Here is a 12,848-nt window from a genome sequence, read left to right as displayed (position 1 = left end):
TACACTGCGCGGCATGAGCCAGGACCACGCCTTCACGATCGACGTCGCCACGCGTTACCTCGACGAGCAGTCCGAGCCCGAGCAGGACCGCTACGTCTTCGCCTACACCATCCACATCCGCAACAACGGCAGCGTGCCGGCGCGGCTGCTGGGCCGGCACTGGGTGATCACCGATGCCAACGGCCAGGTGCAGGAAGTCACCGGCGAAGGCGTGGTCGGCGAGCAGCCGTGGCTGCGGCCGGGCGAGGACTTCTCGTACACCTCCGGCGCCGTGCTGGAAACGCACCTGGGCACGATGCAGGGCAGCTACGAGATGCTGGCCGACGACGGCACCCGCTTCGACGCGCCGATTCCGCAATTCACGCTGTGCGTGCCGCGAACGCTGCATTGACGCGGCATGACGGGACCAGGATGAGCCCCGCATGAGCATCTGGGCAATCGGCGACCTGCAGGGCTGCTACGGACCGACCCGGCGCCTGCTCGAGCGCATCGGCTTCGATCCGGCGGCCGACACGCTGTGGTTCTGCGGCGACCTGGTCAACCGTGGCGGCGAGTCGCTGGAGACCCTGCGCCTGGTGCATTCGTTGCGCGACAGCAGCGTCGTCGTGCTGGGCAACCACGACCTGTCGCTGCTCGCGGTGGGCGAGCGCAGCCGCGACGAGCAGCGCAAGGTGAACCCCGACCTGCAGCGCGTGCTCTTCGCCGAAGATGGCGACACGCTTCTGGACTGGTTGCGCCGCCAGCCGCTGGTACATGTCGACCGCGCGCTGGGCTGGATGATGGTGCACGCGGGACTGGCACCGAAATGGACCACGACACTGGCGCTGCGGCATGCGCAGGAAGTCGAGGCGCGGCTGCGCGGCGACGGTTACCGCAAGCTGCTCAAGAACATGTACGGCGACCGCCCGAGCTGGTCGCCGAAGCTCACCGGCAGCGATCGCGACCGCGCGATCATCAACGTGTTCACCCGCCTGCGTTATTGCACGCCGCGCGGGCGCATCGCCTTCGACGAGAAAGGCGCGCCCGGCTCGCAACCGGCCGGGCTGTATCCGTGGTACGCGGTGCCCGGTCGCGTGGAGCGCGACCTGAAGATCGTCTGCGGCCACTGGTCGACGCTGGGACTGTTCATCGGCAACGGCGTGCACATGATCGACACCGGCGCGGTCTGGGGCGGCAAGCTCACCGCCCTGCAACTGGATACCGACGAGCTGCGCGTGGTGCAGGTGCCCGGACGCGACGTGCCGGCGCAGGTCCACAAGCCGCGGCAGGCATCGCACGGACCGGGGCGGCCGGCGATCCGCAACGCCTGATTCTGCCCGGGCCGCGTGGCGTTACGCCCGCCGGACGTAATCCACGAATTCGAAGTCGAACGCATGCTTCGCGTCCGCGGCATGCGCCTGTCGCGACACCACCTGCCAGCGCGCCGGATCGAAGCGCGGAAAGAATGCGTCGGCGTCGTCGACGACGGTGTCGACCCAGGTCAGTTCCATCCGCGTGGCCAGCGGCAGCGTGAGGGCGAAGACCTCCCCGCCGCCGATCACGACCAGCGCGCCGGCCTCGCGGCCGATCGCCAGCGCCGCGTCCAGCGTCGCCACCGCTTCCATGCCGTCGAACGGGGCGACGCCATGGCGGGTCAACACCACGTTGCGGCGGCCCGGCAATGCGCGGCCGAGCGACTCGGCGGTGCGACGCCCCATCAGGATCGGCTTGCCCAGCGTCAGCGCCTTGAAGCGCCGGAGGTCGGCGGGCAGGTGCCACGGCAGCGCGTTGCCCTTGCCGATGGCGTGGTGGCGATCGAGCGCCGCGACCAGGCTGACGTCCATCACGTATTCATCCAACGCCAATTGCGCAGTCGCGCGGCACCTTGCGGCATGCACCGGCCCCCGTCGGTTTCAAACCGCCACCGGCGCCTTGATCGCGGGCAACGGGTCGTAGCCTTCGATCGCGATGTCGTCGAATTCGAACGCGAACAGGTCGCGCACCTGCGGGTTGAGCTTCAGCGCCGGCAACGGCCGCGGCGTGCGCGCCAGCTGCTCGCGCGCCTGCTCGAAGTGGTTGGAATACAGGTGCGCATCCCCGAGCGTATGCACGAAGTCGCCCACGCCCAGCCCGCACACCTGCGCGACCATGTGCGTGAGCAGCGCGTAGCTGGCGATGTTGAACGGCACGCCGAGGAAGATGTCGCCGCTGCGCTGGTAGAGCTGGCAACTCAGGCGGCCGTCGGCGACGTAGAACTGGAACAGCGTATGGCAGGGCATCAGCGCCATCCGCGGCAGGTCGGCCACGTTCCACGCGCTGACGATCAGCCGGCGGGAGTCGGGATTGCGCCGGATCTCGTCCAGCACCCATTGCAGCTGGTCGATCTCACGCCCGTCGCTGCCGGTCCAGCGCCGCCACTGCTTGCCGTAGACCGGGCCGAGTTCGCCGTCGGCGTCGGCCCACTCGTCCCAGATCGAGACCTTGTTGTCGCGCAGGTAGGCGACGTTCGTCTCGCCTTTCAGGAACCACAGCAGTTCGTGCACGATCGAGCGCAGGTGCAGTTTCTTGGTGGTGACCAGCGGGAAACCCTGCGCGAGGTCGAAGCGCATCTGCCAGCCGAACACGCTGCGGGTGCCGGTACCGGTGCGATCGGCCTTTTCGGTGCCGTGCTCCAGCACGTGGCGCAGCAGGTCGAGGTATGGCTTCATCGCGGCGCCGCCATCAGCGGGCGTCGGCCGCGAGCGGCTGCGGGCGCAGCGTCGGCGCGCCGAACGAACGCCACAGGCAATACAGGCCGAAGGCGATCACCGGCAGTTCCAGCACCTGGCCCATCGTCAGCCAGCCGAAGGCGAGGTAGCCCAGCTGCGCGTCCGGTACGCGCACGAACTCCACCAGGAAGCGGAAGCAGCCGTACATCAGCGCGAACAGCGCGGCGATGCGATACCGCGGCCGGGGCTTGCGCGAATAGACCCACAGCACCACGAACATCACCAGCCCTTCCAGCGTCGCCTCGTACAGCGGCGAGGGATGGCGCGCGTACTGGTCCAGCGCGCCGGCGGCGTAGGCCGCCTGCAACCGCGCCGGCGTCCAGCCGATGAACTCCGGCGCGGTGGGGAAGATCACGCCCCAGCCGGCGTGGGTGAACTTGCCCCACAGCTCGCCGTTGATGAAGTTGCCGATGCGGCCGAAGCCCAGCCCGGGCGGCACCAGCGGCGCGATGAAGTCGGCGACGTCGAAGAAATGCAGCCCCTGCCGGCGCGACCACCACCACGCGGCCACCAGCACGCCGAGCAGGCCGCCGTGGAAACTCATGCCGCCCTGCCAGATCTTCAGCACGTCCAGCGGATGGGCGATGTAGGCGGACAGGTCGTAGAACAGGATGTATCCGATGCGCCCGCCCAGCACCACGCCGAGCATGCAGTAGAACAGCAGGTCGCCGTAGCCGGCTTCGTCGACGCCCGGCAGGCGCCCGGCGCGGATGCGCAGGCGGCCGAGGAACCAGCACGCCGCGAACGCCAGCAGGTACATCACGCCATACCAGTGGATCTGCAATGGCCCGAGCGCCAGGGCGACGGGGTCCAGCTGGTGCAGGTAGATCATGCGCGATGCGTGTCCGGGTCAGGAAAGGAGGGCGCCGGCGGGCGGGGCCATTTTGCCCGACCCCGCCCGCCTGTAGCGACCGCGGGCCGGCGTGCGTTCAGAGCAGCCTGGGCAGGTCGGGCAACTCATTGTGGTCGAGGTCGCCTTCATCGCGCGGGAAAATCGCCGCCAGCAGCGCCGACACGCGTTCGATCGCGACCAGCGCCGCGGCTTCGGCTTCGCCGCGAGCCAGCCGCTGCTCCATCTGTGCGCAGACGCCGCGCCATTGTGCGTCGTCGATGCAGGCGGCAACGCCGCGATCGGCGACGATCTCGATCCGGTGGTCGGCCAGCAGCAGGTACACCAGCACGCCGTTGTTGGCCTCGGTGTCCCATACCCGCAGCCGCGCGAAGGCCTCCAGGGCGCGGGCACGCGCGTCATGGCCGGCGATGACCGCCGCCAGCGGCAGCGACGACTCGACCGCGAAGCAGACCTGCCCCCGGTGCGCGCGTTCGCCCTGGGCGATCCGGTCGGCGATCCGCTGCAGGCTGTCGGCCGGATACAGCGCATGCGCAGGGCGTGCGAACAGGTGCCGCAGCAGGCGCGCGAGGTCCAGCGCCATCACCAGCTCCCCGAGGCGCCGCCGCCTCCGCTCATGCCGCCACCACCCGACCAGCCGCCACCGCCGCCAAAACCACCCCCGCCAAATCCGCCGCCGCCGAAACCGCCGAATCCGCCGCCGCGCGCGAAGCCGCCGGCAGACGGCCGGGCCAGCGCGAGGAAGAAGCCGATCGCCGCGCCGATGCCACCGACCAGCAGCAGCGACGAGATCAGCCATGCGGCCGCGCCGGCGACGCCCGCGCCGAGCACGCCGCGCAGCAGCGACGGCGCGCGGCCGAAGATGCCGCGCACGATCTGGGCGACGGCGAAGGCCACGACCAGGGCGAACACCCAGTCGCCGCCGTCACGGCCGGCCGGGGTGTTGTCGGCCATCGGCGCGGGCAGCGGTTCGCCATCGATGAGCCGGGTGAGCGCCGCCGTCGCGTCGGCCAGGCCGCCGGCATAATCGTCGGCGCGGAATTTTGGAACCAGGTATTCCTGGATGATCCGGTTGGCGATCGCGTCCGGGATCGCGCCTTCCAGCCCGTAGCCCGGCTCGATGCGCACGCGGCGATCGTCCTTGGCCACCACCACCAGCACCGCGTCGTCAACGCCCTTTCGACCGAGCTTGTACTGGTCGAAGGCGCGCGTCGTGTACTGCTCGATCGCCTCGGGCTGGGTCGTGGGCACCATCAGGATCTGCAACTGGCTGCCCTTGCGCTGCTGCAGCGCGAGCGCCTGCTGGACCATCGATTGCTTCTGCGCCGCAGTCAGCGTGCCGGTGGTGTCCACCACCGGCGAATCCAGCGGCGGAATCGGCGCCAGCGCCTGCGCCCATGCCATCGCCGCAACCAGCAACAGCGCTGGCAACGCCAGCCAACGCGGGCCGGGACGCTTCATCCCGTCACGCGCGGTGGCCGGGGACGCCTGCGGGGCCACTCAGCCCTGCGGCGCGGGCGATACGGGCGCCTGCGACGAAGGTGCCTGCTGCGGGGGCAACGGCTGCGACATCGGCGGCGCCTGCGTCGGTGCCGGCGCCGGTGCGCCGAAATCCACGCTGGGTGCCTGCTGGATCTGCTGCTCGTTCTCGACCGTGAAGTTCGGCTTGGTCTGGTAGCCGAACATCTTCGCCGTCAGGTTCTGCGGGAACGAGCGGATATAGGTGTTGTAGTCCTGCACCGCCTGGATGTAGCGGCCGCGGGCGACGGTGATGCGGTTCTCGGTGCCTTCCAGCTGTGCCTGCAGGTCGCGGAAGGACTGGTCGGCCTTGAGGTTGGGGTAGTTCTCGGTCACCACCAGCAGGCGCGACAGCGCACTGGACAGTTCGCCCTGCGCCTGCTGGAACTGCTGCAGCGACGCGGCGTCATCGGCATTGACGTTGATCTGGCTGACCCTGGCGCGCGCCTGCGTCACTTCGGTCAGCACGCGCTCCTCGTGCGATGCGTAACCCTTGACGGTATTCACCAGGTTCGGGATGAGGTCGGCGCGCCGCTTGTACTGGTTGATCACTTCCGACCAGCCCGCCTTGACCGCCTCGTCCTTCTGCTGGATCTGGTTGTAACCGCAACTGCTGAGCAGGCAGGCGAGGACGAGGATCAGGACCGCACGCACTGGCGAGATGACGCGCATGGCAGCACTCCGTGGCGAGAACTGGATTGGCGGGGCATTGCAGCATCGCCCGGGGCGCCGTGCAACGGGCGTCAATCCGCGTGCTTGGCGGCGCGTGCGCGGTGCTTGGCCCACAGGTTGAGCCCTTCCACCAGCGCGGAAAAGCCCATCGATCCATAGACATAGGCCTTGGGGACGTGAATTTCCAGGCCCTCGAGCACCAGGTAGGCACCGATCAGCACGATGAAGGCCAGCGCCAGCATCTTGACCGTCGGATTGTTCTCGATGAACCGGCCCAGCGGCTTGGATGCCCACAGCATCACGCCCACCGCCAGCAGGATCGCCGCAACCATCACCGCGACGTACTGCTCGGCCATGCCGACGGCGGCGATCACCGAATCCAGCGAGAACACGATGTCGATCACCGCGATCTGCGCGATCACCGCGAAGAAGGAATTCGCCGGCCGGGTATGGACGTCCTCGGACTCCGGCTCACCGACGATCTGGTCGCGGATTTCGAGCGACCCCTTGAACACCAGGAAGATGCCGCCCAGCAACAGCACCAGGTCGCGCACCGAGAAGCCGTGGCCCATGACCTGGAACAGGTCTTCCTTCATGTGCGCCAGGAACGCCAGCGTCAGCAGCAGCGCAACCCGGGTCACGCAGGCGGCGGCAATGCCGAACTTGCGCGCGCGTTCGCGCTGGGCCTGCGGCAGCTTGCTGACGGCGATCGAGATGAACACCAGGTTGTCGATGCCGAGCACGATTTCGATCGAGCTCAGCGTGACCAGCAGGATCCACGTCTGCGGGTCGGCCAGCATGGCAAGGCTCATCGGACCCTCACAGATAACGCGGCGCGAGGATCAGCGCCCAGGTCAGCACGACGTTGGCCATCAGCACGAACACCGCCGCCGAGCCCATGTCCTTCGCGCGCCCCGCCAGTTCATGGTGCTCGGCGCCGTAACGCTCGATCACCGCCTCGATCGCCGAGTTCAACAGTTCGGCGGCCAGCACCAGCAGGCCGCTGCCGACCAGCAGCACGCGCTCGATCGGGGTCTGCCCCAGCCAACAACCCAGCGGTCCGAGCACCACCAGCAGGTAGACCTCGAGCCGGAACGAGGACTCGTACAGCCACGCGAAGCGCAGGCCCTGCAGCGACCATTTCGTCGCCAGCAGGATGCGCCGCGGACCGCGCGGCAGGTGGCCGAACGCGTCAGCCACGATCAGGCCGCCGGCCGGAACGAAACGTCGAGTTCCTTGACCGCCTTGACGTCGTCCAGGCGCCGCACCGGCATCGTGTAGGGCGCGCCCTTCATGCGTTCGGGATCCTCGCGCGACTCGGCCAGCAGGCCCGCCATCACTTCAACGAATTCGTCCAGCGTCTGCCTGCTTTCGGTTTCCGTCGGCTCGATCAGCAGGCACTCGGGCACCAGCAGCGGGAAGTAATTGGTCGGCGCGTGGATGTTGTGGTCCAGCAACGCCTTGCTGAAGTCCAGCGCGGTGATGCCGTTGGCTTTCTTCTGCGGCTGCACGGTGACGATGAATTCGTGCGACGCGCGGCGCTCCGGATACGCGAGCGTGAAGCCGGCCTTGCGCAGCTGCGCGGCCAGGTAATTGGCATTGAGCGTGGCGTACTCGGCAACCCGGGTCATGCCTTCGCGGCCGAGCATGCGCGCGTAGACATAGGCGCGGATCAGCACGCCGGCGTTGCCGGCGAAGGCCGACAGGCGGCCGATCGTCTGCGGGCGATCCTTGCGGCGCAGCCAGCGGTAGCTGCCGTCGTCGTTCTTCGCGACCATCGGGATCGGCAGGAACGGCTTGAGCCGTTCGCTCACGCCGACCGCGCCCGCGCCCGGGCCACCGCCGCCGTGCGGCGTGGAGAAGGTCTTGTGCAGGTTCATGTGGATCGCATCGAACCCCATGTCGCCGGGACGCACCTTGCCCAGGATCGCGTTGAGGTTGGCGCCGTCGTAATACAGCAGGCCGCCGGCTTCGTGCACGAGCCTGGCGATCTCGACGATGCGGCGTTCGAACACGCCGATCGTCGACGGGTTGGTCAGCATGATGCCGGCGGTCTTCGGGCCGAGCACCGACTTCAGCGCCTCGACGTCGACATCGCCGTTGTCCAGCGTCGGGATCTCGCGCACCACGCAGCCACACATCACCGCGGTCGCCGGATTGGTGCCGTGCGCCGCATCGGGGACGATGATCTCGTTGCGCGCCAGGTCGCCGCGCGACTTGTGGTAGGCCATGATCATCGCCACGCCGGCGAATTCGCCCTGCGCGCCGGCCATCGGCGCCAGCGACACGCCGCCTTTCATGCCGGTGACCTCGGCGAGGATTTCCTGCAGGTCGTGCATGCATGACAGGAAACCCTGCGACAGCAGGTCGGGCGCGTAGGGGTGGCGATTGGCGAAGCCGTCCATCAGCGCGATCGAATGGCAGGCGCGCGGGTTGTACTTCATCGTGCACGAACCCAGCGGGTAGAAATTCGTGTCGATCGAGAAGTTCTTGCGCGACAGGTTGGTGTAGTGGCGCACGACCTGCAGCTCGGACACTTCCGGCAAGCCGACCGGGGTGGTGCGCAGCAGCGACTTCGGGATGTCGGACGGCACCGGCGAGGCGGCCGGGTGCTGGGCATCGGCGCTGCGGCCGGGCTGGGACTGCTCGAAGATCAACATGGGGCGTGTGGGGTCCGGGAAGGGCCAGGCAGGCGGCGGCAAGCCCCGGATTTTGCCACAAGCGCCCGCCTGCGCCCCAGCAGCCGGCCGGCGACCGTGACTTTCGGCAGGGTGTCCTCCGGGCTGTGCGTGCTATCGATGCGGGATTGCCCGAGGGGGGCGCTTGCCGGACAACCATGAACACCACCGCCACTTCCACCCGCGCCAACGCCATGGCCCCGCGACCGAGCCAGACCAGGTCCTTCAGCACGATCTTCCTGATCGAGATGTGGGAGCGCTTCGGCTACTACGGCATGCAGGCGCTGATCGTCTATTACATGGTCCAGCGCCTGGGCTTCACCGACGACCGCGCCAACCTGGTCTGGGGCGCGGCCGCGGCCCTGATCTACGTCGCCCCGGCGATCGGCGGCTGGATCGGGGACAGGATCCTCGGCACGCGGCGGACGATGCTGCTGGGCGCGGTGATCCTGACGGCCGGGTACACGCTGATGGTCGTGCCGGGACAGAGCGTGTGGTTCCTGTTCTGCGCGCTGGGCGTGATCGTGGTCGGCAACGGCCTGTTCAAATCCAATGCCGGCAACCTGGTGCGGAAGATCTACGAGGGCGACGATTCCAAGATCGACAGTGCTTTCACGATCTACTACATGGCCGTCAACCTGGGGGCGATGATCTCCCAGTACCTGACCCCGTGGTTGAAGGACTACTTCAACGCCAACTCCAGCAACGGCCTGGGCTGGCATATCGCATTCGGCGTCTGCGCCTTCGGCCTGCTGATCGGGCTCACCAACTACGCGGTGATGCGCAACGCCATGTCGCACATCGGATCGGCGCCCGACGAGCGCCCGATGCCATGGGGCAAGCTGGGCCTGGTGCTCGCCGCCGGGATCGCGGTGGTCTTCGCGTCGGCCTACATCCTGCAGCACGAAGCCGTGGCGCGCGCGTTCGTCTACGTCGCGGGCGTGGTCGTGCTGGGCATCTTCGCCTACCTGATCGCCATCGCCGGCCGGAGCGAGCGCGCCGGCCTGATCGCCGCGCTGGTGCTGACCGTGCAGACGGTCTTCTATTTCATTTTCTACCAGCAGATGTCGACCTCGCTGAATCTCTTCGCCCTGCGCAACGTCGATCCGGCGTTCAACGTCTTCGGGGTGCACCTGTGGGATTGGTCGCCGGCCCAGTTCCAGGCCTTCAACCCGACCTGGATCTTCATCCTCAGCCCGGTCCTGGCCTGGGCCTACACGGCCGCGGGCAAGCGCAACAAGGATCTGTCGATCGCCGCGAAGTTCGCGCTCGGATTCGCGATCGTGGCGGCCGGCTTCTTCATCTACGGCGCCTCGGGACACTTCGCCGCGCCCGATGGCCGCGTGTCTTCCTGGCTCATGGTCTGGGGCTATGGCGCGATCTCGCTGGGCGAGCTGCTCGTCAGCGGGCTCGGCCTTGCCATGGTCGCGCGCTACGTCCCGGCAAGCATGGGCGGCTTCATGATGGGTGCCTACTTCGTCGCCTCCGGCATTTCCCAATATCTCGGCGGCGTCGTCGCGACCTACGCCAGCATCTCGGCCGTCAACAGCACCGATCCGCTGGCCAGCCTTCCGATCTACACCAGCCTGTTCAACAAGCTCGGCTTGGCGGCGCTGGTGTGCACGGTGATTGCCGTGGCCGTGTTGCCGCTGATGAAGCGCTTGTCGACGGCCCATCAATGCAGCCAGGCACTGCCACCGGCCGTTGCCGGTATGCCGAGCGTCGCTGCCGAGGAGTGACTGCAATGCGGCGGCGACGGCAACACGCAATGAAATGCGTGCCTGGAAGGCAATCAGAGCCTTTGGCCATCCTTGACTCCATGCATCCGTAGCCCGGGTGAGCGCAGCGCACCCGGGAGGAATCCCGCCCTGGGTGCGGCTTCGCCTTACCCGGGCTACGCCATCACGTCGACCGACATCCGCCCGACGCCGTACGGAAAGCCGGAGGGCCAAGTCACTGGATCCGAACTTCCGCCGGGATGCCGGCCCCCCGGCGCGCAAGCTCCCGCTTCATCGACAACACGCAAAACGCCAGCCTACTGCTGCCGCAACGCCTCGATCGGATCCAGCAGCGACGCCTTGCGCGCCGGGTAATAGCCGAAGAACAAGCCCGTCGCGATCGAGAATCCAGCCGCCAGTCCGACCACTTTGCCGTTGAGCGCCACCGGCAACGATCCGAATTTCCCGACCAGCAGCGCGCCGACCATCCCCAGTGCGATGCCGATCACGCCGCCGATCAGCGAGATCAGCATCGCCTCGGCCAGGAACTGCTTCCGGATATCGCCCGGCCCCGCGCCGACCGCCATCCGCAACCCGATCTCGCGGATGCGTTCGGTGACCGACACCAGCATGATGTTCATGATCCCGATCCCGCCGACGATCAGCGAGATGCCCGCCACCGCGCCCAGCAGCAGCGACATCAGGCGCGTGGTCTGAGTGCGCGTGGCGACGATCTGCGCGATGTTGCGCACGCTGAAGTCGTCGTCGTCGCCCGGCTGGATCTTGTGCCGTTGCCGCAGCAGCGCCTCGACTTCGGTCTGCACATACGACAGGTCTTCGGCGCGGGCCACGCCGAGGGAGATCTGCTGCACCGCGCCCGGCGGCAATGCGGTCGCGCCGGACAGCCGCCGCCGCGCGGTTTCCAGCGGGACGACGACGAGGTCGTCCTGGTCCTGGCCGAAACCGCCCTGCCCCTTGGCTTTCAACGTCGCCACCACGGTGAACGGCACCCGCCCCAGGCGCACGCTCTGGCCGACCGGATCATCGTCGCCGAACAGCTGCCGCGCGACGGTATCGCCCAGGATCACCGACTTCGCGGCGCCGCTGTAGTCGCGCGCATCGAACGGCTGGCCGCTGGCGATGACCCACTCGTTGATGTCGAACCAGTCCGGCTGCACGCCCTGCCACTGCGTGGACCAGTTGTTCTCCGCGTACACGACCTGGGTGCCGCCGCGCAGCGAGGCGGCGACGTATTGCACCTCGGGGATTTCCTTGCGGATCGCATCGGCATCCTCCACCGACAGCGTGTAGCGACTGCCCGCCGCCAGGCGCGCGCCACCGCCGCCGACGCCGCTGCCGCCGCTGATGTCCAGCCGGTTGGAACCCAGCCCGGACACCAGCTTGTCGATTTCCGCCTGCGTGCCCTGGCCCACCGAGACCATCACGATCACCGCGGCGATGCCGATGATCACGCCCAGCGAGGTCAGCGCACTGCGCATCCAGTTGCCGCGCAGGGCGAACACCGCGGTGCGCAGCACTTCCAGGAAGTTCATGCGCGCGGTCCCGGCACGTGCGCCGCATGCAGTTCGCCATCGCGCATCTCGTAGATACGGTCGGCGTGCGCGGCGACCTCGGCGTCATGGGTGATCAGCACCACGGTGCGGTCTTCGTCACGCAGCCGCTTGAACAGGGCGAGGATCTCCTCGCCGGTGCGGCTGTCGAGGGCGCCGGTAGGCTCGTCGGCGAGCAGGATCGGCGGCCGGTTGATCAGCGCGCGGGCGATCGCGACGCGCTGCTGCTGGCCGCCGGACAATTCGCCCGGCCGGTGCTGCGCGCGCGCGGCCAGCCCGACCGCGTCCAGCGCGGCCCGCGCCCGCTGCAGGCGTTCCTCGCGCGGCACGTTGGCGTAACCCATCGGCATGGCGACGTTCTCCAGCGCGCTCATCCGCGACAGCAGGTTGAAGCCCTGGAAGACGAAGCCGATCTTCTCCAGCCGCAGGTCGGCGCGCTGCTCGGCATCCAGGCTGGCGACGTCGATGCCGTCGCAGTGGTAGCTGCCGGCGCTGGGCGTGTCCAGGCAGCCGATGAGGTTCATCAGCGTCGACTTGCCTGAGCCAGACGGACCCATGATGGCGACGAATTCACCGCGCTCGATGCGCATGTCGACGTCGTGCAGCGCGACCACCTCGGCCTCGGTGCCGGCCGAGTACACCTTGCACAGGCCCTGGGTGCGGATGACGGCCACGCGTGCTCCCGTTGCGGCCATGGCCGGCGCGATCACGGCGCCGCCGGCGCGCGTTGGGCGCCGACGATGACCTGGTCGCCGGCATGGATGTCGCCGGAGACCTCCGTGTTGCTGCCATCGGACGCGCCGATGCGGACGATGACCTGCTTCGGCTTGTCGTCGACCAGCAGGTACAACGGTGCGCGACGCGCGCTGGCGATGTTGGCGACCGCGCTGTCCCAGCGCTGCTGCTGTGCCGGTGTGAGCGTGGCACGGAACGCGGCGAACTGCTGGGCCATGCGCTCGAGCATGCGCTGGCGCAGCGCGCCCTGGTTGCCGCTGTCGCCGCCGCCGGCACGACGCTGCCCACCACCGCGGCCACCGAACAGCGACGCGCCGCCACTGCCCGCGACCGGCGTTGGCGCGCCGCGCCGGGCGGCC

General features: G+C 68.5%; 14 protein-coding genes and 1 pseudogene. 3 read left to right on the top strand and 12 right to left on the bottom strand.

Annotated features, from left to right (window positions below):
- The first annotated feature begins 13 nt into the window (after positions 1–13).
- Both apaG and G7B67_RS07180 read left to right on the top strand, forming a co-directional pair.
- Positions 14–391: a Co2+/Mg2+ efflux protein ApaG gene (gene apaG / locus G7B67_RS07185; protein WP_166210110.1), complete on the top strand. Its 378-nt coding sequence runs from the start codon at positions 14–16 to the stop codon at positions 389–391.
- Between the two features lie 31 nt (positions 392–422).
- The gene (locus tag G7B67_RS07180) at positions 423–1,310 is read left to right on the top strand and encodes a symmetrical bis(5'-nucleosyl)-tetraphosphatase (protein WP_166210107.1); all 888 of its coding nucleotides are present in this window, start codon (positions 423–425) and stop codon (positions 1,308–1,310) included.
- A 21-nt stretch (positions 1,311–1,331) separates the two neighbouring features.
- Here G7B67_RS07180 and G7B67_RS07175 read toward each other — a convergent pair whose 3' ends face one another.
- The 9 genes from G7B67_RS07175 to gcvPB form a co-directional block, all read right to left on the bottom strand.
- A complete protein-coding gene (locus tag G7B67_RS07175; RefSeq protein WP_166210250.1) occupies positions 1,332–1,823 on the bottom strand; it encodes a dihydrofolate reductase in 492 nt (163 codons plus the stop codon).
- A 69-nt stretch (positions 1,824–1,892) separates the two neighbouring features.
- Positions 1,893–2,687: a thymidylate synthase gene (locus G7B67_RS07170; protein WP_166210104.1), complete on the bottom strand. Its 795-nt coding sequence runs from the start codon at positions 2,685–2,687 to the stop codon at positions 1,893–1,895.
- 13 nt (positions 2,688–2,700) lie between these two features.
- Positions 2,701–3,579 (bottom strand): prolipoprotein diacylglyceryl transferase, encoded by an 879-nt coding sequence (gene lgt / locus G7B67_RS07165; protein ID WP_166210101.1) that lies wholly within the window; start codon positions 3,577–3,579, stop codon positions 2,701–2,703.
- A 97-nt stretch (positions 3,580–3,676) separates the two neighbouring features.
- Positions 3,677–4,180 (bottom strand): TPM domain-containing protein, encoded by a 504-nt coding sequence (locus G7B67_RS07160; RefSeq protein WP_166210098.1) that lies wholly within the window; start codon positions 4,178–4,180, stop codon positions 3,677–3,679.
- A complete protein-coding gene (locus G7B67_RS07155) occupies positions 4,180–5,058 on the bottom strand; it encodes a TPM domain-containing protein (protein WP_166210095.1) in 879 nt (292 codons plus the stop codon). Before G7B67_RS07155 ends, G7B67_RS07160 begins: the two co-directional genes overlap by 1 nt.
- Before the next feature lie 39 nt (positions 5,059–5,097).
- Positions 5,098–5,787, bottom strand: a complete 690-nt coding sequence (locus G7B67_RS07150; RefSeq protein ID WP_166210092.1) for a LemA family protein — start codon at positions 5,785–5,787, stop codon at positions 5,098–5,100.
- 71 nt (positions 5,788–5,858) lie between these two features.
- On the bottom strand, positions 5,859–6,599 hold the full coding sequence (locus tag G7B67_RS07145; RefSeq protein ID WP_166210089.1) for a TerC family protein: 741 nt from the start codon (positions 6,597–6,599) through the stop codon (positions 5,859–5,861).
- A 7-nt stretch (positions 6,600–6,606) separates the two neighbouring features.
- The gene (locus tag G7B67_RS07140; protein WP_166210086.1) at positions 6,607–6,987 is read right to left on the bottom strand and encodes a diacylglycerol kinase; all 381 of its coding nucleotides are present in this window, start codon (positions 6,985–6,987) and stop codon (positions 6,607–6,609) included.
- Between the two features lie 2 nt (positions 6,988–6,989).
- Positions 6,990–8,447, bottom strand: coding sequence for an aminomethyl-transferring glycine dehydrogenase subunit GcvPB (gene gcvPB, locus G7B67_RS07135; RefSeq protein ID WP_166210083.1), 1,458 nt, complete (start codon positions 8,445–8,447; stop codon positions 6,990–6,992).
- 176 nt (positions 8,448–8,623) lie between these two features.
- On the opposite strand from gcvPB, the gene G7B67_RS07130 reads away from it, so the two are divergent.
- Positions 8,624–10,204, top strand: a complete 1,581-nt coding sequence (locus G7B67_RS07130; RefSeq protein WP_243412283.1) for a peptide MFS transporter — start codon at positions 8,624–8,626, stop codon at positions 10,202–10,204.
- 296 nt (positions 10,205–10,500) lie between these two features.
- On the opposite strand, the gene G7B67_RS07125 is transcribed toward G7B67_RS07130, so the two are convergent.
- The 3 genes and pseudogenes from G7B67_RS07125 to G7B67_RS07115 form a co-directional block, all read right to left on the bottom strand.
- The gene (locus G7B67_RS07125) at positions 10,501–11,736 is read right to left on the bottom strand and encodes an ABC transporter permease (protein ID WP_166210080.1); all 1,236 of its coding nucleotides are present in this window, start codon (positions 11,734–11,736) and stop codon (positions 10,501–10,503) included.
- A complete protein-coding gene (locus tag G7B67_RS07120) occupies positions 11,733–12,428 on the bottom strand; it encodes an ABC transporter ATP-binding protein (protein ID WP_243412282.1) in 696 nt (231 codons plus the stop codon). Before G7B67_RS07120 ends, G7B67_RS07125 begins: the two co-directional genes overlap by 4 nt.
- A gap of 32 nt (positions 12,429–12,460) precedes the next feature.
- Positions 12,461–12,848, bottom strand: a pseudogene (locus tag G7B67_RS07115) (efflux RND transporter periplasmic adaptor subunit); the annotation flags it as partial.

This window comes from Cognatiluteimonas telluris (genome assembly GCF_011320095.1).
Classification (GTDB): Bacteria; Pseudomonadota; Gammaproteobacteria; order Xanthomonadales; family Xanthomonadaceae; genus Cognatiluteimonas; species Cognatiluteimonas telluris.
Note: the sequence above shows the minus strand (reverse complement) of the source record. Positions and strands in the feature narration are given on the sequence as shown.

Bases quoted from the DNA above. Each gene is read 5' to 3' on its own strand.
- apaG (WP_166210110.1), top strand. From the start codon at position 14: ATGAGCCAGGACCACGCCTTCACGATCGACGTCGCCACGCGTTACCTC.
- G7B67_RS07180 (WP_166210107.1), top strand. From the start codon at position 423: ATGAGCATCTGGGCAATCGGCGACCTGCAGGGCTGCTACGGACCGACC.
- G7B67_RS07175 (WP_166210250.1), bottom strand. From the start codon at position 1,823: ATGGACGTCAGCCTGGTCGCGGCGCTCGATCGCCACCACGCCATCGGC.
- G7B67_RS07170 (WP_166210104.1), bottom strand. From the start codon at position 2,687: ATGAAGCCATACCTCGACCTGCTGCGCCACGTGCTGGAGCACGGCACC.
- lgt (WP_166210101.1), bottom strand. From the start codon at position 3,579: ATGATCTACCTGCACCAGCTGGACCCCGTCGCCCTGGCGCTCGGGCCA.
- G7B67_RS07160 (WP_166210098.1), bottom strand. From the start codon at position 4,180: ATGGCGCTGGACCTCGCGCGCCTGCTGCGGCACCTGTTCGCACGCCCT.
- G7B67_RS07155 (WP_166210095.1), bottom strand. From the start codon at position 5,058: ATGAAGCGTCCCGGCCCGCGTTGGCTGGCGTTGCCAGCGCTGTTGCTG.
- G7B67_RS07150 (WP_166210092.1), bottom strand. From the start codon at position 5,787: ATGCGCGTCATCTCGCCAGTGCGTGCGGTCCTGATCCTCGTCCTCGCC.
- G7B67_RS07145 (WP_166210089.1), bottom strand. From the start codon at position 6,599: ATGAGCCTTGCCATGCTGGCCGACCCGCAGACGTGGATCCTGCTGGTC.
- gcvPB (WP_166210083.1), bottom strand. From the start codon at position 8,447: ATGTTGATCTTCGAGCAGTCCCAGCCCGGCCGCAGCGCCGATGCCCAG.
- G7B67_RS07130 (WP_243412283.1), top strand. From the start codon at position 8,624: ATGAACACCACCGCCACTTCCACCCGCGCCAACGCCATGGCCCCGCGA.
- G7B67_RS07125 (WP_166210080.1), bottom strand. From the start codon at position 11,736: ATGAACTTCCTGGAAGTGCTGCGCACCGCGGTGTTCGCCCTGCGCGGC.